This window comes from Pseudoalteromonas sp. SG43-4 (genome assembly GCF_014164325.1).
In the GTDB taxonomy this organism is placed as follows: domain Bacteria; phylum Pseudomonadota; class Gammaproteobacteria; order Enterobacterales; family Alteromonadaceae; genus Pseudoalteromonas; species Pseudoalteromonas distincta.
Genome location: NZ_JACJFB010000005.1, coordinates 206898 through 225288, shown reverse-complemented (window position 1 = coordinate 225288; position 18391 = coordinate 206898). Strand labels below are relative to the sequence as shown.

The following is an 18391-nucleotide window of genomic DNA, read 5'->3' as shown; positions in this document are numbered from 1 at the left end:
GCTATAGTGAGCTTATTAAAGCAAATTCATTAAAAATAAAGGACTTACCATGAGCGCGCATCCGTACGATGTTTTATCACTCAATAACGGCGCAAATATTATTTTTACGCCTTGCCCTGGCACAAAAACACAAAACCTAGCGGATTCAATCGCCACATTAAAAGCCGCTGGCGCTAACGTGCTGCTGTCGCTTATGCCGCAAAAAGAGCTTGAAAAAAACAACGTAGAAACAATTAATAGTGAGTGCAATAAGCACGATATAACGTGGTTTCATTTACCAATAAATGACGACGAAGCACCCAAACAGCCTTTTACATCAAGCTGGAACACCCATAAAATCGACATATTACAGGCCATACAACACAAACAAACCATTGCCATACATTGCAAAGGCGGCACTGGCCGCACAGGTTTGGTCGCTGCGCTTATTTTAAATTCGGCAGGTTACACAAAAGAAGAAGTATACAGCCTAGTACAATGCATTCGCCCTAAAGCGCTTACTATAGAATTGCAAAAAGAGTACTTTGAGAGTTTTAGTCGGTAATAAAAAAGCTAGCGTAAAACAGCAAAGCTACTGATAGTTAAACGCCCATTAACTGGGTCACAGGCATAACCATTAGACGCGTTTATATTACCGGAATGCAATAAATTACTTGGGTATATAACTGCCCGATTTAGCTTAGCCTCTACACTGTAAACTTGCTCAAACAAAGTTGTACTTCCATTTATATATTGTGGATTTTTATGAAGTTTTTGCGCTATGGCTTGTTGCTTAATAGCTTGCCTATAAAGCATAAGCCGCTCTTTTGTTATACGTTCATACCCTAGGGCTCTATGCTTATAAAATGAAGTGCCACCATGAGTTTCATCACATAAAAAGTGCACCATAGCAAGTTGATTCATATTAGGTGTATCAAAATGAGGGAGCATTTGTATTGGCCTGAGCTTATTAGGCTCAGTGCATGCAATTGAAAAAGCAGAAAGAATTACATCGAACTCGCTTTTATCCGCCATATCAAAGTGTGAATTAATAATTGGCGCAAGCGCTTTTAACCGCTCGATATAACTAAGCGGTGCTGCTTTTCTTACTCCTGGGTAAAAATCACTTTCTTGTGCGCAAAACGCTTCTCTAGCACTTTGAGAAAACGCAGCAAAATTAATAAGCGCATCTACATTATTTACAAAATCATCAATAACAATAATTGGGGTTTTTTCTTCCCCTACAGTATGTATGTGTAACGCCATATTTTCGTTTAGTTTAAAATCAATCATCGGCTAAATTAAGCACTGCATTTTTACGCTCTATCAATGGGTATATTTGGCCAAGTGAGGTTATAACAGTATAAATAGCGGGTAATAAAGCGCTTTGATGTAAAAGCGTAATTTGATCACTATTAAGTTGTGCGAGTCTTTCTTGGTTAATAGTGTATAGGCCGTTTAACTTTGTTTTTTGACTGTTCTGAAACGTGACCTCAAGCGATAATGGCTGCAGTAGATCATGCTGTAACAAGGTATCAATTAACTTTTTATTGTCTATTTCGCCCTGTAGTAAATGCCCTAAACACTGCTTTATTTGTTTGAAATAGCTACTTTCTTCTGCGCTTTGGGTATAAATTGGTTCTAAATTATTCTGGCTTTGCGCTCGATTATTAACGACTGCTGGGCTATTTAAATTAATACACACAGGGTATTGAGTTTGCTGCGCATGAGTATCACCAACAAAAAATGGCTGACGCTGTAATTGAAGCGGTAAATACACACCCTGCCACTGCGAGTTCTGATAAAACAAGTTCTCATGTTGCTCAAAGCCTAATAAAGCATTGAGTGTAAACTCCCCTGTTTCTGAGTTTTTTGCAAAAACTATAGGCTGCTGAACAGCAATTTGATTAAGTTCTGCCATAACAACAGGGACCATATTAATGTTTTCTGCGTGTGATTGTGCCTTTTGTGTGTCTATTTTTATGTGCTGATGAGCACTTTGTTCTAATGCGACTAAATTTTCCATGTGTGTCTCTTTATTGTTTTTATGTGTGAATTTTTAAGCTAAATAGTGCTAAATCCATGATTCTTAACTTTATTTAACAATTCTCGGTTACTAGGTAAGTTAGTTACAGCTTGGTTTATCATGCTCTTATTTTTATCAAACTGACTTTTAGCAAAAACAGTGTCTTCAAGCATATAGGCAGTTGTGCTGTAATCACTTTTAAAGCCCATACCATATAAAACATATTGATAACTCGCCGCTGGAAACACCTCATTGTTACTTGTAAAATCGTGATCAGCAGGGGCGCGGTATTGCCATAGTTTCATTAGATCTTGTAAGCTTTGAGGAATCGTTTTAGGGTCTCTGTTATCGCTCCAAAATGCGTTATCGTCACGGGTTGATAAAATATAATGTAACTTTAAAAAGTCGATTATTTTTTCCCACCTATAGGTAAACGTCTCATTAAAGCGTTTGGCGGTAATATCCATAATATCCCGGGTATGGGGAAGTTGTTCGCTTATCATTTGCGCTGACATTTCTACTAATACCAATGCAGAAGCTTCTAGTGGCTCTAAAAAACCAGCCGAAAGCCCAACCGCAACACAGTTGTTTTGCCAAAAATGTGAGCGGTGGCCACTTTTAATAGGGATTTTTCTAATTGTTAACGACTCTATTTTATCGCCTACATACTCTCTAAGTTTTTCCCTTGCTTGCGACTCGGTACTGTACTTACTGGAGTACACATAGCCCACCCCACGGCGGTGCTGTAATCCTATATCCCATATCCAACCCGCTTCTTGCGCTGTTGAAATTGTGTGAGATGCAATACTGTCATTTTCATCTTCATAAGGGACTTGCACTGCTAAGGCGGTATCAATAAACAGCACATCATCGCAGGGCTGAAAAGGAATCTTATAATGCTCGCCTAACAACAATGATGAAAAACCAGTGCAATCGATAAATAAATCACCGCTAATTTCACCTTGTTGCTTTGTAGTAACGCTTGCAATATCGCCATTTTTAGCATTATTGACCTGCGTTACATCAGCTAAAATATGTTTAACGCCTAGCTGCTGAGTACAATGTTTTTGTAAAAAAACGGCAAATTTTGCAGAGTCTAAATGGTAGGCATAATTGGCTATAGCAGCATATTCTGGTGTACGAATTGTTTTAGGGGCAAGCCCTTGCTCACAAATAGCTTCTTGGTAACACACTGCGTTTGAAAAAGACGTTGACTCTGCTGTGTTATTTAACCAATGCCCTGCCATATCGGTTTTTGAAAAGCCCTGCGGCAGAACTAATGGGTGATAGTAAAAATCATCATCGCTGCCATCCACCCATTTGGCGAATTTTGCTCCTTGCTTAAAGCTTGCTTCACACTCGCGTATAAAATCGGTTTCGCTAATACCAAGTGCTATTAATGTACTACGCATGGTAGGCCAAGTGCCTTCACCAACACCTATAATTGGTACATTTGGAGATTCAACTAGCACAACATTAAGACCATCGGGGGTATTACTTTTATGGTGCGCCGCTAATCGACCAGCTGTTAGCCAGCCTGCTATACCACCACCAACGACAACCACTGTTTTTATTTCTTTATTTTGCTGGTTCATGCTTGTTACCTATAAAGGCGTATTTAAAAAGTGGCTATTACTAAATGTAAAAGCCACTTTTATTATTTAAGTTAGAAACTTCCACGAACACCTAACGCAAAACGTCGCCCGCTATCTTCAACCATTAGTAATTGATTAGAGAAGCGACCACGTTTGTGTACGTATTCTTCGGTTAAGTTTATACCCTCAAAGAACACCGATACATTTTCGGTAATATCATAGCTGCCACTGGCATCGAATTGTGCATAGTCTTCAACTATCGTCACACCATCACCATTTAACTGTGTTAGTGACTGTACAAAGCTATCGCGCCAGTTATAGGCTAAACGCGCCTGAAATGGGCCATTCTCATAAAAGCCAACCACATTATAAGAGTCGCTTAAGCCTGTTAATGCAAATACTTGAGTTATATCTGCAGGGTCTAGTTCTGCATCACTATCAACAAATGTTGCATTAACCATAAAACCAAAGCCACTATCAAAACTATGCTGTAAGGCTATTTCCCAGCCATCAACAATCGCCGATTCGCTATTATTTGGTAATGTGTTTGTAAATACAGCCGTCGAGTCAGCAGCGTCAGGGTTATCTACATCGTTACCTGTTGAGGGGTCAGTCAACAATCCGCCGTCAGACAATTCAAAGGTTAAATCTTCAGTGGTATTGATAATGAAGTTAGCAACATTCTTTCTAAAGTAACCAGCGGATAAATAACTGGCATCAGCGTAATACCACTCTAATGATAAATCTAAGTTATCAGAGGTAAATGGCTCAAGCGCAGGGTTACCAGAGCTTGATGTTAAATTGCCCCCTTGGCGCGTTGTTTCAATTACTGTTACAGGCGACATACTATCGAGTGTTGGTCGCGTAATTGTTTGTGATACAGCAGCACGTGCTATTAGCTCATCGCTTATTTCAAGCTTTACGCTAAAGTTAGGTAAAATCGCTTCGTAATCTGAACTTGCTGAAATATTTTCTACGGCGCCGAAATTAGCAAGCATTTCTGTTTTATCTAAGATAGTTAACGCGCTAACCGGCTCATCTGTGCCCTTTACTTTTACATCGGTGCTTTCATATCTAAAGCCCGCTGTTGCGTATAAAGGCATGCCTGCAAGTTCAGCTTCAAAATCAAATTCTGTATAAAACGAGAAAGTATCTTCAGTTATCTCAAACGACTTATTACGTTTAACTGCATCAAAACTAATAGGCTGACCATTCGCCGCAGCTATTTGCTCAAGGTACGCAAAGTTTGCCTCTCCATCATGTGCAAGCCATGACGTTGGCATACGACCGCTGCCGCTCACATCACCTAAAAAGTCATCTCCTGCGTCAAATACAAATTGCGCTAAGCCATCCATACTTGGGTCATCTGGGTAACCACAAAAGGTACAGTGAATACCTACGCCTTCGTTGTCCCAACGATCAAGGTTTTTAGTTTCAGTTGAATACATAGTACCAAATTTAACCGAAACTAGGCCTGAGCTGCCATCGTTATGCCAAATGCTATCCCAACGAAACTGATCCACAGTATCTTCTACAGCCCAACCACGGCGAAGCATTACGTGTGCACGGCTGTTGGCTGTATCTAAATGATTTGATACGCCATCAGGTGCAACTGCAGGGTTATAAGCAACACCGTCCAGCTCTTGCTGGCCGCTATAAATGTTAGGGTTAGCAGAGGCAAACTCACTCGCGTAAGGTAAGATACCGCCATCCACTTCAAATCGAACTCGGTTAGCATAGCCAATCAACGATAGCTGATCGCCACCGCCATTATTAGCCTCACGCTTGGCTTTTGAGTGGCTCAAATCAAACTTCATATTTAAGTTATCGTTTACATGCCAATCAAAGTTTAAACCTAATGCGCTAGAGTTGGTTAAACGATCAAACTTTTTAGCGTGCATATCGGTGGCAAGACCTACCTCTTGATATAAATCAACCACAGTGCCATTTTCATCAACGGTTGGGCCTGCAGCATCACCAAAGCCTTCTAAGTTTGGCGCTGTAAACCAGTGCCCGTAAGACGTTGTGTCTGCTTCTACATCAAAATCTGAATAGAGCGCATCAGCAGTGATAACTAAATCATCTGAAGGTGCATACTGTATAACTAAATTTGCATTAGTGCGTGTACGTGTCTCTGTAGTAACTTTATGATCGTAATTACGTGGCGAGAAAATATTACCGGTGTATGCTTGCCCGCTTTGAGTTTGAGGATTTGGGACGCCCACGTTTTCTAACCAGCCGTCTACCTGTGCCTGATTTAAGCGTGTTTCGCGTTCTTGACGAGAAACGGCAAACAACAAACCCAGTGTGTCATCATTAAATGTATTACTAATTAACCCTGAAATTTCTGGTGTGGTTTCTTCGCTATTTTCATCGTAAATACCTTTAACACTACCCGCTATTTTAAAGCCACTAATCGCAAATGGACGTGCCGTATTAACGTTTACTGTTGAGCCAATACCACCAGATTGCATAGTGGCCGTTGAGGTTTTAAATACATCTAGGCTTTTAACCAATTCTGATGCAATGGTATCAAAGCTAAATGCACGGCTTTGATTCTCTGATGCCATTTGGCGTCCGTTTACTAGTACAGTATTAAACTGCGGGCCAAAACCACGCACCGTAATAAGCTGCCCTTCGCCGCCTGAACGGTCTATTGAAACCCCAGTAATACGTTGCAAAGACTCGGCTAAATTTGTGTCAGGAAATTTACCAATATCTTCTGCTGAAATGGAGTCAACCACGCCACCGGCTTCTCTTTTTGCATCCATGGCTCGACCAAGCGAGCCTCTAATTCCGCGTACTTCAATTATTTCTGGTTCTTGTGCTGCTGTTTCTGCTAATGCAGGGAGCGTTGCCATTGTGCTTAGTACAGCAAGCACTGCACTGGACACGCCATTTTTTTTATAGTTAGCCATGTTGTCAGTTCTCTCGAAGCTAGGGTCTATTAAAATAGAAATTTGCCCATCTTCGCTAACTTGCATTTGCAAGCCGGTACTGTCGAGTAAAGTCTGTAATGCATTTATTATTGAATACTCGCCAGTAATAGTATTTGTTTGTAACTGTTGAATTTTATCCAACGGAAAAAGCAAAGTAATATCGGCTTGCTCGGCAAAGTTTATTAGCGATAAATCGGCCCTTTGTCGAGGAATGTTAAACATTGCTTTTTCGTCCACCGAGCTCGCTTTCACCTCTGTGGTGACTAAGCTAAAAACAAGCACATATAGCGGTAAACAAAGTGGCAAATGTATACATTCCATGCGTATAGTTTTTGGCCATACACAGAATGAAGACGAGTGACTTTTTATTTTCCTCCATAAATATTTTTTATTTTTTTCAAATAATTTATTTTTTTGACTAGCCATACTTATTATTACTAAACCTTTATTATTTTTTGGTGTGCAAAAAAATTATGTTGTGGGGTTTCAACTAAAAAAGTTAAATATATTTTTATATTAATTAATTGGTTATATGAACACGTATAATTATAGAGCTAGCCTATACGTGTTAATAATTTGAAAAACTGTAGTACACTTGGTATTCAAATTACAAGCTTTTAACAACAAGGATTGATAGTGCCTGCAATTTTACAAATAGAAAAACAATTTATTTTAAAATTGAGTAGCGGATTTTTTATTACCAATCGTCTTAAGCTGTAATGGCAAAACAATAACAACAATTGCCAAAACCACACACACGAGACACACACTCAATGACAAAAGACACACTATTTTATAAGGCTTATCTGGCCTCGCGCAAAGGTCTCTCAAATGTAGTGGCACGCATAGTGCCTCCACATGAAATTGAAGACATTGTGCAAGAAACTTACGTGCGAATTTGTCAAATAAAAAACACTGAAAACATTTGCTCACCAAAATCTTTTATTTATAAAACGGCGCGCAACCTAGCGCTCGATTATCAAAAGCAAGCCAATATACGACTAGTCGATAGTATCGACAACATGGAAGCATTAGAGCAACTCTTAACGGAACATCAGAAAGACGAAATGTACGAAAATGCGCTTACCGATTGCGAATTTTCAAATTTTTGTGAAGCTGTCAGGCTTTTGCCTGTTCAATGCCGTAAAGTGTTTGTATTAAAAAAAGTGTATGGTTATTCGCAGCGAGAAATTGCTGCTCAATTAAACCTTAGTGAAAGTACCGTGGAAAAACATATAGCAACCGGCGTAAAACGTTGTACGCAGTTTATGCGACAATCTGAAAAAAGTGTGTATGGCAAACCTAACTCTTCTTCACAAAAAAGTGCAGGGGGTAGTCATGAGTAATGTCCACCATATAGACGAACGAAATAATAAGGCAGTCGAAGACGCACGCCTTGATTGTGCAAGTGAATGGCTTGCTAAGCTCGATAGGGGTTTAACTAAACCCGAAAAAGACGCATTGCAGCTATGGTTAGCTCAGTCATATAAAAACGTCGAAGTATTACTTGAAGTTGCACACCTATGGGACAAGATGGGTGAACTCAGCCGCTTATCTGATCTATTCCCGCAATCACAATCTAGACAAAAACGCCTCCCTGTGTGGTTAGGTGCAACGGCCGCTTCTGTTTTATTGGCTGTTGCACTTAGCTTTTTTCAAGAAGCATTTAATTTTTCATTTTTTTATCCCGTTAATCAGTCAGCTGTTGTCGCTAAGCAACTTAACTTTCAAACGGGTGTAGGTGAAAGCAAAGACATAATTTTGCCAGATAAAAGTGAAATTACATTAAACACTAATAGTTTTGTACAAATAAGATATACCCGAGACTCTCGAGTAATTAACTTACTGCGGGGGGAGATACATATAAATGTGGCGCATGATAAGGCAAGGCCTTTAAGTGTTATTGCTGGTGATAAAGTTATTCAGGCAGTAGGCACTGCGTTTAATGTTGAAGTGGGTGAAAAACAAATAGAATTAATAGTCACTGATGGAAAAGTGCTTGTTGCCGAACAAAGTAGTTCGCAACCATCAAGCCTCCAAAAAAATGGAACAAATAAGCTTGGTAAATTTTTATCAAATAACTCTACAGCAGTTTCTAAAGGTGAAAAGCTCGATTTAAGTTTCAAAGGTAAAATAGCTAAGCACGTTGAAAAAGTAGACCCTATAGACGTAGCGGCTAGTCTTTCTTGGCGTAAAGGAAGCCTTATTTTTAGAGGCGAATCTCTTGCCGATGCCATGGCCGAGATTAGTCGATATACGAATATAGACTTTGAGCTTTCTGATGATGAGCGTTTAACAAGGGTACAAGTCGCTGGTATGTTTAAAACAGGCGATGTTAAGGGCTTATTAGAAGTATTAAATAATAATTTTAATATTAGTTATGAAAGAATTAGCCCAGATAAAATTCGTTTAAATTACGCAGATCCAAGCGCTTCAATATAGTACAGTACACAATAATAAAAATCAGGACACACAATCATGACATCATCTTTATCGCCGAGGAATAATAGCTCGGCGCACACATCAAACACGTGCTCACTTTTTTACGTAATTTTTATCTCTGCCGTGGCTGCTATTGGTGGCTTTTTATTTGGTTTTGACTCAGGTGTTATTAACGGCACGGTGTCGGCACTCGGTAAGGCATTTAATTCAAGCAGTGTGGCTACGGGCTTTAACGTAGCGTCTGTGTTACTTGGCTGCGCCTTAGGTGCGCTTGCTGCGGGGCCGCTGGCTGATAAGTTTGGTCGCCGTGCAATTATGATCATCACTGCGATTATTTTTGCCATTAGTGCATTTGGTTCGGGCATTAGCGAAAGCTCTGCGGAGTTTATTTTTTACCGTTTATTTGGTGGTTTAGGTATTGGTGCTGCATCGGTATTAGCGCCAGCTTATATTGCAGAAGTTGCGCCACCAGCACTACGTGGTCGTTTAGCTACATTACAACAACTCGCTATTGTATTGGGTTTATTTGCTGCTTTTTTAAGTAACTACTTAATTGCTGATGCAGCAGGCAGCGCGCAAAATATTTTAATGCTTGATATAGCCGCTTGGCGCTGGATGTTTTGGGCTGAGCTTGTGCCTGCAATACTGTTTTTAGTGGGTGTGTTGTTTATTCCTGAGTCGCCTCGTTATTTAGTGGCGCAAGGTAAAGTGGATGATGCAAAAGCGGTATTTAGCAAAATTTCAGACGACAATGCAGATAAACAAATAAGCGATGTAAAACGCTCATTGCATAGCGACACAAAGCCAAGTATTCGCGATTTATTTATTGATAACAGTAAAAAAGTACACCCAATTGTTTGGGTGGGTGTTGCGCTGAGTGTATTTCAGCAATTTGTGGGTATTAACGTGGTGTTTTATTACGGCTCAGAGCTGTGGCAAGCCGCTGGGTTTGACGAGTCGCAATCGCTATTTATAAATGTACTCGCAGGTACTACTAATATTGTATCGACCTTTATTGCCATTGCCCTAGTTGACAAAATTGGCCGTAAACCACTGCTCTTAGTAGGCAGTATTGGTATGTTTATTAGCTTAAGCGCGCTTACTTATATATTTGGCAGTGCAGGCCTTGATGAAGCAGGCAAACTTGCCCTTAGCGATAACATGGGTACGTTTGCGCTGATTATGGCTAACTTATTTGTGGTATTTTTTGGCTTAAGTTGGGGCCCTGTTGTATGGGTATTATTAGGCGAAATGTTTAATAACCGTATTCGTGGGGCAGCACTTGCTGTTGCAGCTAGTGCGCAGTGGATTGCTAACTTTGCCATTACCATGACCTTCCCTATTATGCTTGCCAACATTGGCCTTGCCGGTGCTTATGGCTTTTATGCGTTATCGGCACTTATAAGCATATTTTTTGTTGTTAAATACATTAAAGAAACGCGCGGTAAAACGCTCGAATCTATGTGATTTTTAAAAGCGGTGATATTAATCACCGCTTTGCTTTTACATACAATGGCGTTATTTAAGAGTGATTGTTTGGATGAGCTAAACGTTAATTAATAAATATATTTTAAGCTGCTGTTAATACGTAAACGCTCCTTTTACCAGCAAGCTTTTAATACCAAAGTGTACAGCTACCGATTGCATACTTAAATATCACTATAGCTCAATACGTTAGCGAACCTTTTAACTTAAGTTTAGGCTGAATAGCAATCTACGCTCATTTATTTTAACTTTATAACCATTGCCGTATTGCCTTTTATTATAACTAATCTATTTAAATTCCTTTTTAGAATATCAAAAATTAGCTATTGTCCGCCCATTCCAACTTTATGTATTTACTAAAATGAAAAAACAGTTAATTTCAGGCTTAGCTTTAACGTGTACGTTAGGTTCGTTCAGTGCATTTGCTACTAATGGTTATTTTACTCACGGCTATGGCATGACCCACAAAGGCATGGCTGGCGCAGGTGTAGCGCTGTCAGAAGAATTAATGTCTGGCGCTAATAATCCAGCAACCTTTTTACCTAACGGAACAGAGCTATCTCTGGGCTTAGAGCTTTTTTCACCTGAACGAAAATATACTGCATCAAAAGTAGATACTTTTTACCCTGGCGCATTTTATCTTGAAGCAAAAACACAAAAAAGCGACAACACTGTATTTGCAATTCCAGAGTTTGCTATTGGCCATCAATTAAATGAAAAAGTAAATATTGGCTTATTAGTGTATGGCAACGGCGGTATGAATACCGAGTACGGCGCAGAATCCTCTCCTGAGGGGACTTTTTACGCTGGTACGACGGGCGTTGATTTAAAACAACTCTTTATTAGCCCAACAGTAAGCTATGAGTTGAATGAACAAACACGCCTTGGTGTATCCCCTATTTACGTGGTGCAACAGTTTGAAGCGCAAGGGCTTGGAAACTTTGCTCCTTTTTCGCAATCACCAGAAGCGCTCACAAATAATGGCACCGATACAAGCACAGGCTTAGGCATTCAACTAGGTATTAGCCAAGATATAAATTCGTCATTAAGCTGGGGGGCGAGTTACCGCTCATCAGTGTCTATGCAAGAGTTTGATAGCTATAAAGGTTTGTTTGCAGAGCAAGGCGGATTTGATCTACCAAGTTCGTTTCAACTTGGCGCAGCCTACAAGCTTACCCCAAGTAATCAGGTTGTATTTGATTGGCAAAAAATAAATTACAGCGAAGTAAAAAGTATTGCAAATCCAATCAGTAACTTGGTGTCAGCACCTTTAGGGGCTAACGCCGGCGCTGGGTTTGGCTGGAACGATATGACTATTTATAAGCTTGGCTATCAGTGGCAACGTACATCGCAACAAAAAATTCGTTTTGGGGTATCTTATACCGAGCAACCTATTCCTTCATCAAACGTTTTGCTTAATATTTTAGCCCCGGGCGTTCAAGAGTGGCATTTTACTACTGGCTTTAGCCATTCTTTTACCAACAAGGTACAATTAAACGCTATGGCTTTTTATTCGCCAGCAAAAAAAGTAACGGGTGCTAACTACTTAGCGCCTAATCAACAATTATCAATCGAAATGAAACAAACCGGTTTAGGCGTTTCTATTGTTTGGGAAATTTAAAAATGATAACAGAATTCACCCCAGTATCGGCTGCAATAGGCGGGGCATTAATAGGTATAGCGTGTACGTTATTACTGGTTTTATACGGAAAAATTGCGGGCATATCAGGCATTGTTAAGTCTGTATTCGCTAAAGCAAATTCAGACTCTCGTTGGCAGTTATACTTTATTTTAGGGTTGTTGTTGGCAGGAGTGGCTGTAAGGGTATTTGCGCCTTCTTTATTAGAAGGCGAATTGCAATTACCGCCTTGGCTTATTGTTGTTGCAGGGCTTTTAGTTGGCGCTGGTACAACGTTAGCTAATGGGTGCACAAGTGGCCATGGTGTGTGCGGCATGTCGCGCTTTTCTACTCGCTCTTGGGTTGCAACTTGCACATTTATGCTTGTCGCCTTCATTACAGCAAACCTTGTAGGATAAATAATGAAAGCAATTATGATGGTTGTTATAGGCTTTATATTTGGCTTAGGACTTATTATTAGCGGGATGACAAACCCCGCTAAAGTGATTAACTTTCTTACCTATGGAAACCAATGGGACGCAAGCTTAATTATAGTAATGGCCGTTGCCATGCTAATAATGATGCTGACATGGTTATGGGTTGCAAAAAAAGAGAAGCCACTTCTTTCAGGAACGTTTAATTTAAGTGATTTAAAAAAAATTGATACGCGCTTAATTATCGGCTCGGTACTTTTTGGTTTAGGCTGGGGTTTAAGTGGTATATGCCCAGGCCCGGGCTTGGTTCAATTAGTATCTCTTAAAATGGAGTTTTTATTGTTTTTTGCAGCCGTGCTAGGCGGTATGTGGTTAGCCAAAAAAGTATAATATTTGCTGCCGACTAAACTCGGCAGCTACTTTTACCCAAACAAAGGTACATAACTTGCTGCAATATATATAAAACTATATTGAACAGGTTTAAGTTATGCTAAATAAAGCGCTGGAATTTTCTAACAACACACCTTGGTTAGGCGCAGCGTCCTCCCTATTACTTATAGCTATACTACTGTTTTTAATTCGTTTTTTTGTAATGTACTGGCTAAAAAAATGGACTTCAAAAACCAAATTTATATTCGATACTTTACTAATAGAGTCAATATCTAAGCCGCTAACACTGTGCACAATTATTGTGCTACTCACCATTTTAGAGCACGACACCTTCATTATTAGTACTTCTATTTCTCAACAAATCCCTTTTAATAACATTAATATTGTATTAGCGCTGCTTGCACTTATTATGTTTTTAGACCGCTTTATTATTGGCACTATTAATTACTATGGTAAACAATCTGCCGTGGTTTTTAATTCAAAAAGCATAATTAAAGGCGTGATACGCGTTACATTATCGTCAGTGGGATTGCTGGTATTAATGGGCACGTTAGGCATTTCTATTACACCCATTATTGCCTCGTTAGGTATTACATCACTGGCTGTTGCCCTTGCTTTGCAACCTACCCTTGAAAACTTTTTTTCTGGCGTGCAGCTAGTAATAGATAAGCCTATAAGGGTGGGTGATTTTATTGAGCTTGAATCTAAGGAGCAAGGCTTTGTTGATCATATAGGTTGGCGATCTACATGGGTTAAAATGCTACCTAACAATATGATTATTATACCTAATAGCCAATTATCTAAGTCGCGTATTATTAATTACTTTTACCCTGAAAAAGAGCTAAGCGTGCCTGTTGATATAAGTGTGCATTACGATTCAGATTTAGAATTTGTTGAACAAGTAACACTTGAAGTGGCTCGTGAAATACTTATTTCACATGAATGGGGCGTTGATGATTACAATACCTTTGTGGTTTTTCATACCTTTGATAGATCAAGCATTAACTTTACGGTGATGCTTAGAGCTAAAGAATACTTTAATCGCTTTTGGGTAAAATCTGCTTTTATCAAAGCCCTGCATAAACGCTATAAAAAAGAAGGTATTGTAATCCCCTTCCCTATTACGGCTATTAACACGACTCAAGAAGCCGCTAAATTTAATAGTGATAAAAAGGTGCAAGGCGACACTTAAAAAAAAGCGCGAGTAACTCTCGCGCTAATAAGTATTAAAACTTGTAGGTTATTTGCCCAATAATTTCACGAGGGCTGCCAGGAAAGTGGCCGTTTCGCTCACTAAATCCACTAACCGCGTATTCTTTATCAAACAGGTTATTAATATTTACACTCAGTAATACGTCGTCAAAGCGACTCGTCCAGCTCATATCAAATACGGTAAATGGTTTTACTTTTTGGCCACTTGTACTCAGTTGCTCACTTACGTAATTTGCACCAAATGCAATTGATGAGTCAATTGAATCAATAGCGTAGCGAGTCCATAAACCTGCCTGGTGGCGTGGTGCATTAGCAAAGCGCGAACCGTCTCCAAATGTATTTGAAAGCGTATCACCCGTTACGCCGTCTACCACTTGCGTATCGTTGTAAGCGTAGTTGGCCGTTACGGTCCAGTGCGCTGACAAATCACCGACTAAAGTTGTTTCAAACCCTCGGCTTTCTACTTCACCTATATTTAACAGTGCAGCAATGCCATCTCCCGCACCAGTATCGTCTGGGTTGCTCATTACCACGTTTTCTTTATTAATTTGGTAAATTGCAAAGGTGCTCATTATTTTGCCGTCGAGCCATTGGTTTTTCATACCCAGCTCGGTTTGCTTGCCGGTTTCTGGTTCTAAATTACCTTCGCCTTCTACATCTTCTTGGTCGGCTGACGATGTAGGGTTAAAGCTCTCTGAGTAGTTAATATATACCGATGTGTTTTCTACTGGCTGATAAGTAACAGCAACGCGCGGCGTTATGTCGTTATCTGAGTAACTAAAACCAGTTTCTTGATTAAACTCTTTAAAATGGTCATAGCGCAAACCTGCAATTATTGTCCACTGCTCGCCTATGCTAATTACGTCTTGTGCATACACACCAAATCGGTCGGTATCAACGCCATCGCGGTTCATGTCGGTGAGGTTATAAGTGCTTGGGTCGGTTTCACCGTAGTTTAAATTAAAAATATTTAAATTAGCGACGCCATCGGCCTCATATCGGGCACGTAAGTAGTCATATTCGGTATCAACGGTGTGGTAATCACCACCAAATAAAAACTGATGGGTTAATTGTCCTTGTCCAAAGTTATAAACAAAGTCGGTGGTTATACTTGCTTCTTTATTGGCACGAAATTGCTTACGGTATTCTCGTTTGATGGTTTCGTCATCAATGTTTGCTTCGCCATCACCATTTACATCTACCCAACTTTGCGACTCATGGTAGCCTTGATCGCGTTCGTTATCCATGTAACGCAGTGTGCTACTTACAGAAAAATCATCACTAAAATAATGGCTAAGTTCTGCTTGAAGCACCAAAGCTTCCATATTTTGATAATCAACCGCTTCATTAGCGTTATAACTTGGGTCAACTAAAAAGTTACCGTTGTCATCTACCGGTACGCCACGTAGGCGGTTACCGCCTAGGTCTTGTTTTATGTAGTCAACACTTGTGGTTAGGGTTGTTGAATCACTTAAATCAAATAACAATCCGCCTGTCAGCTCGGTGTTTTTTGAGTCTGCATTGTTACGAAAGCTGTCTTGCTCTTCATAGTAACCACCCAATCTATAAGCCATTGTATCGCTTAAACCACCTGTCATATCGAGTGATGCACCACGGGTGTTGTAGTTACCTAAAGTAAGCTTTAGTTCGCGTTTTTGTGTGTAGCTTGGCTTTTTGGTTACGTAATTAATCATCCCACCAGGTTCGCCCCCGCCATACAAAGCAGAGGCAGGCCCTTTTAATACTTCAACACGTTCAACATTAAATAACTGCGGTACACCAAAGCCCGAATATGGGTCGCCACGTACGCCATCGTAAAATACATTGGCGTCATCTCTAAAACCACGAAAAGTTACGCCTGAGTAGCTGTATTCACTGACACCCGCAATAGAGCGGTATAAATCGGTAATGTCGCGCGCGGCTTGGTCAATAATAAGTTGCTCGGTTAACACCTGAGCCGATTGCGGAAGCTTAATAAGATCTAAATTAGTTTTGGTACCAATTTTACTTTCGGTTTCTAGGTAAAATTGCTGGGCACGGCCAGTTACTTCTATTTTTTCAATATCGTTATTTTGCTCGGCAAATGCCACATTAGAAAAAGCAGAAAAAGACGCAGCAATACTGAGCGCCAGATATTTTTGGTTAAACATATTGATCCAGAGAAGAGGTTTATAAAACGTTGCGAATGATAACGACTATCATTAACATGTGCAATGTAAATAATTTCATATTCATCCTTATTTTTCGAATGAAGAGTTTTTGAGTAACACACTAAATTTGCAGCTCAGCATTAAAAAAATTAATTAGCATTACTGGAATATGAAATTGATATAATATAACATACCTTTAATTATAATTTAGTAAGATTATTAAATGATAAATAAACTGCCCGTCACAGTGTTATCAGGTTTTTTGGGGGCAGGTAAAACCACTGTACTTAGCCATATTCTTAATAACAGGCAAAGTAAAAAAGTGGCTGTTATAGTTAACGATATGAGCGATATAAATATTGATGCAGCCACTATTAAAAACGATGTATCGCTCAATCACAGTAACGAAAAGCTCGTTGAAATGAGCAACGGTTGTATTTGCTGCACCCTACGAGAAGACTTACTTGTTGAAGTGGGCAAACTTGCCAAAGATGGGCGTTTTGATTACCTCGTTATTGAATCAACCGGTATTTCTGAGCCATTACCTGTAGCCGAAACCTTCACATTTGCCGATGAAAATGGCGTATCACTGGGTGATATTGCCACCCTTGATACTATGGTAACGGTGGTTGATGCCGTTAACTTTTTAAACGACTACGAACAAGCAAATGATTTACAAGATACTGGCGAATCGTTAGGAGAAGACGACGAGCGAAGCGTAGCCGACCTACTTGTTGACCAAGTTGAATTTGCCGATGTAATCTTAATTAGTAAAACTGATTTAATTACAAACGATGAATTAAATAAACTCACTGCCATTTTAAATACGCTTAATACTCAAGCTAACATTATTCCTATTTCAAACGGCCATATTAATATTAACGAAGTGCTAAACACGGGTTTATTTAATTTTGAACGTGCCCAACAAGCACCGGGGTGGCTTAAAGAAATGCGTGGTGAACATATTCCCGAGACTGAAGAGTATGGAATTAGCAGCTTTAATTACACTGCGCGCCGCCCATTTGACCCAGAAAAGTTTTATAACTTTCTTCATAGCACCGAACAATTTGGCAAACTTATTCGCTCAAAAGGTTATTTTTGGTTAGCAACACGCCCTTTATTTTGCGCGCAGTGGAGCCAAGCAGGCGGTATAGCTCATTACGGATTTGCTGGTATGTTTTTTAAAGCCATCCCCCAAAAAGACTGGCCTACAGAGCCTGAACTGCTTGCTGACATAAATAATAAATGGGTAGAACCCTTTGGTGACATGCGCCAAGAGCTTGTGTTTATTGGTCAATCATTAAATAAACAAGCGATAATTAAAGCGCTTGATGACTGCCTACTACCAGAAGATGCGGTACTTAAGGGTAAGGACTTTTGGAGAACCTATAACGACCCGTTTCCTATTTGGGAGGAAGAGTAATGAATGCCCTAGCCCCAATAACTGCGCAAATAAAGCCTGCGGAACCGCTGTACCGAAAAGCAGCTAAAGAGTGTGACGCCGATGTATTGCCACAAATTTATAACCAAGACACTAACATTGTTATTTGGCAAAGAGACCTTGAGCAAACATTTACAAATGCAGTTAATACTCTCATTAGCGCAAATGCTTTAAAGCCACTAGAACTTGCGGTATCGCCCGATGATGCGTTTGATCAATTAATAAAAACGCTTAAGCCAGAAGATAATAACCGCGATGAAGTTAAAGCGCTGTGTGAAGATATCGCACTGTTGGTTGAAATGTTTTGCTGCCTGTTTGATTTAAAACGCGCCGGTTTAAGGCTAAAAATATTAGATAAACCCATGTGCCCGCGTTTTCATGTAGACAAAATTCCGTGCCGGCTAGTTACTACCTATCAAGGTGTTGCTACGCAGTGGTTAAATCACAGCGATGTAAACCGCTCAAAGCTAGGTACTGGTAATTTAGGTAAACCCGATGAAGAGTCTGGCTTATTTAAAAGCCTAAATAATATTAATCAACTCAAGCAAGGTGATGTTGCCCTGCTTAAAGGCGAGTACTGGGATGAAAACGAAGGTGCAGGGCTTGTACATCGCTCACCAGCGGTGGCTGCAAACGAGCAACGCTTATTACTTACGCTCGATTTTATCTAAAATTTGTTG

Annotated in this window: 15 protein-coding genes; 10 read left to right on the top strand and 5 right to left on the bottom strand. The window is 39.9% G+C overall.

Going from position 1 to position 18391, the window contains the following annotated elements; genetic code table 11:
• The first annotated feature begins 49 nt into the window (after window positions 1-49).
• On the top strand, window positions 50-544 hold the full coding sequence (locus tag H5160_RS07325; protein ID WP_182737152.1) for a dual specificity protein phosphatase family protein: 495 nt from the start codon (window positions 50-52) through the stop codon (window positions 542-544).
• Between the two features lie 8 nt (window positions 545-552).
• On the opposite strand, the gene H5160_RS07320 is transcribed toward H5160_RS07325, so the two are convergent.
• The 4 genes from H5160_RS07320 to H5160_RS07305 form a co-directional block, all read right to left on the bottom strand.
• Window positions 553-1272 (bottom strand): DUF6445 family protein, encoded by a 720-nt coding sequence (locus H5160_RS07320; RefSeq protein WP_182737151.1) that lies wholly within the window; start codon window positions 1270-1272, stop codon window positions 553-555.
• Window positions 1265-2005: a SapC family protein gene (locus H5160_RS07315; protein WP_182724962.1), complete on the bottom strand. Its 741-nt coding sequence runs from the start codon at window positions 2003-2005 to the stop codon at window positions 1265-1267. Before H5160_RS07315 ends, H5160_RS07320 begins: the two co-directional genes overlap by 8 nt.
• 38 nt (window positions 2006-2043) lie before the next feature.
• Window positions 2044-3600 carry a tryptophan halogenase family protein gene (locus H5160_RS07310; protein WP_182733815.1) on the bottom strand — a complete coding sequence of 519 codons (1557 nt, stop codon included), beginning with the start codon at window positions 3598-3600 and terminating at the stop codon, window positions 2044-2046.
• A gap of 71 nt (window positions 3601-3671) precedes the next feature.
• On the bottom strand, window positions 3672-6965 hold the full coding sequence (locus H5160_RS07305; RefSeq protein ID WP_182737150.1) for a TonB-dependent receptor: 3294 nt from the start codon (window positions 6963-6965) through the stop codon (window positions 3672-3674).
• Between the two features lie 347 nt (window positions 6966-7312).
• On the opposite strand from H5160_RS07305, the gene H5160_RS07300 reads away from it, so the two are divergent.
• The 7 genes from H5160_RS07300 (at window position 7313) to H5160_RS07270 (ending at window position 14100) form a co-directional block, all read left to right on the top strand.
• Window positions 7313-7885, top strand: a complete 573-nt coding sequence (locus H5160_RS07300; protein WP_002958279.1) for an RNA polymerase sigma factor — start codon at window positions 7313-7315, stop codon at window positions 7883-7885.
• Window positions 7878-8981, top strand: a complete 1104-nt coding sequence (locus H5160_RS07295; protein ID WP_182720641.1) for a FecR family protein — start codon at window positions 7878-7880, stop codon at window positions 8979-8981. The genes H5160_RS07300 and H5160_RS07295 overlap by 8 nt, the downstream gene beginning before the upstream one ends.
• A gap of 36 nt (window positions 8982-9017) precedes the next feature.
• Window positions 9018-10448 carry a sugar porter family MFS transporter gene (locus H5160_RS07290; RefSeq protein ID WP_182737149.1) on the top strand — a complete coding sequence of 477 codons (1431 nt, stop codon included), beginning with the start codon at window positions 9018-9020 and terminating at the stop codon, window positions 10446-10448.
• Between the two features lie 379 nt (window positions 10449-10827).
• The gene (locus H5160_RS07285) at window positions 10828-12087 is read left to right on the top strand and encodes an OmpP1/FadL family transporter (protein ID WP_182737148.1); all 1260 of its coding nucleotides are present in this window, start codon (window positions 10828-10830) and stop codon (window positions 12085-12087) included.
• 2 nt (window positions 12088-12089) lie between these two features.
• A complete protein-coding gene (locus tag H5160_RS07280) occupies window positions 12090-12503 on the top strand; it encodes a YeeE/YedE family protein (protein ID WP_021032090.1) in 414 nt (137 codons plus the stop codon).
• A 3-nt stretch (window positions 12504-12506) separates the two neighbouring features.
• The gene (locus H5160_RS07275) at window positions 12507-12908 is read left to right on the top strand and encodes a DUF6691 family protein (RefSeq protein WP_182737147.1); all 402 of its coding nucleotides are present in this window, start codon (window positions 12507-12509) and stop codon (window positions 12906-12908) included.
• A 97-nt stretch (window positions 12909-13005) separates the two neighbouring features.
• Complete coding sequence (locus H5160_RS07270) at window positions 13006-14100, top strand: mechanosensitive ion channel family protein (RefSeq protein WP_182737145.1); 1095 nt, start codon at window positions 13006-13008, stop codon at window positions 14098-14100.
• Window positions 14101-14134: 34 nt separating this feature from the next.
• Here H5160_RS07270 and H5160_RS07265 read toward each other — a convergent pair whose 3' ends face one another.
• Window positions 14135-16270 (bottom strand): TonB-dependent siderophore receptor, encoded by a 2136-nt coding sequence (locus tag H5160_RS07265; protein ID WP_182737144.1) that lies wholly within the window; start codon window positions 16268-16270, stop codon window positions 14135-14137.
• A gap of 223 nt (window positions 16271-16493) precedes the next feature.
• On the opposite strand from H5160_RS07265, the gene zigA reads away from it, so the two are divergent.
• Both zigA and H5160_RS07255 read left to right on the top strand, forming a co-directional pair.
• Window positions 16494-17693, top strand: coding sequence for a zinc metallochaperone GTPase ZigA (gene zigA / locus H5160_RS07260; protein ID WP_182737143.1), 1200 nt, complete (start codon window positions 16494-16496; stop codon window positions 17691-17693).
• Window positions 17693-18382: a DUF1826 domain-containing protein gene (locus H5160_RS07255; protein WP_182737141.1), complete on the top strand. Its 690-nt coding sequence runs from the start codon at window positions 17693-17695 to the stop codon at window positions 18380-18382. Before zigA ends, H5160_RS07255 begins: the two co-directional genes overlap by 1 nt.
• Window positions 18383-18391 lie beyond the last annotated feature (9 nt).

Excerpts from the sequence above, each read along its gene's own strand:
- H5160_RS07325 (WP_182737152.1), top strand. The coding sequence starts at position 50 with ATGAGCGCGCATCCGTACGATGTTTTATCACTCAATAACGGCGCAAAT.
- H5160_RS07320 (WP_182737151.1), bottom strand. The coding sequence starts at position 1,272 with ATGATTGATTTTAAACTAAACGAAAATATGGCGTTACACATACATACT.
- H5160_RS07300 (WP_002958279.1), top strand. The coding sequence starts at position 7,313 with ATGACAAAAGACACACTATTTTATAAGGCTTATCTGGCCTCGCGCAAA.
- H5160_RS07275 (WP_182737147.1), top strand. The coding sequence starts at position 12,507 with ATGAAAGCAATTATGATGGTTGTTATAGGCTTTATATTTGGCTTAGGA.
- H5160_RS07315 (WP_182724962.1), bottom strand. The coding sequence starts at position 2,005 with ATGGAAAATTTAGTCGCATTAGAACAAAGTGCTCATCAGCACATAAAA.
- H5160_RS07255 (WP_182737141.1), top strand. The coding sequence starts at position 17,693 with ATGAATGCCCTAGCCCCAATAACTGCGCAAATAAAGCCTGCGGAACCG.
- H5160_RS07305 (WP_182737150.1), bottom strand. The coding sequence starts at position 6,965 with ATGGCTAGTCAAAAAAATAAATTATTTGAAAAAAATAAAAAATATTTA.
- H5160_RS07285 (WP_182737148.1), top strand. The coding sequence starts at position 10,828 with ATGAAAAAACAGTTAATTTCAGGCTTAGCTTTAACGTGTACGTTAGGT.
- H5160_RS07265 (WP_182737144.1), bottom strand. The coding sequence starts at position 16,270 with ATGTTTAACCAAAAATATCTGGCGCTCAGTATTGCTGCGTCTTTTTCT.
- H5160_RS07280 (WP_021032090.1), top strand. The coding sequence starts at position 12,090 with ATGATAACAGAATTCACCCCAGTATCGGCTGCAATAGGCGGGGCATTA.
- H5160_RS07310 (WP_182733815.1), bottom strand. The coding sequence starts at position 3,600 with ATGAACCAGCAAAATAAAGAAATAAAAACAGTGGTTGTCGTTGGTGGT.
- H5160_RS07295 (WP_182720641.1), top strand. The coding sequence starts at position 7,878 with ATGAGTAATGTCCACCATATAGACGAACGAAATAATAAGGCAGTCGAA.
- H5160_RS07270 (WP_182737145.1), top strand. The coding sequence starts at position 13,006 with ATGCTAAATAAAGCGCTGGAATTTTCTAACAACACACCTTGGTTAGGC.
- zigA (WP_182737143.1), top strand. The coding sequence starts at position 16,494 with ATGATAAATAAACTGCCCGTCACAGTGTTATCAGGTTTTTTGGGGGCA.
- H5160_RS07290 (WP_182737149.1), top strand. The coding sequence starts at position 9,018 with ATGACATCATCTTTATCGCCGAGGAATAATAGCTCGGCGCACACATCA.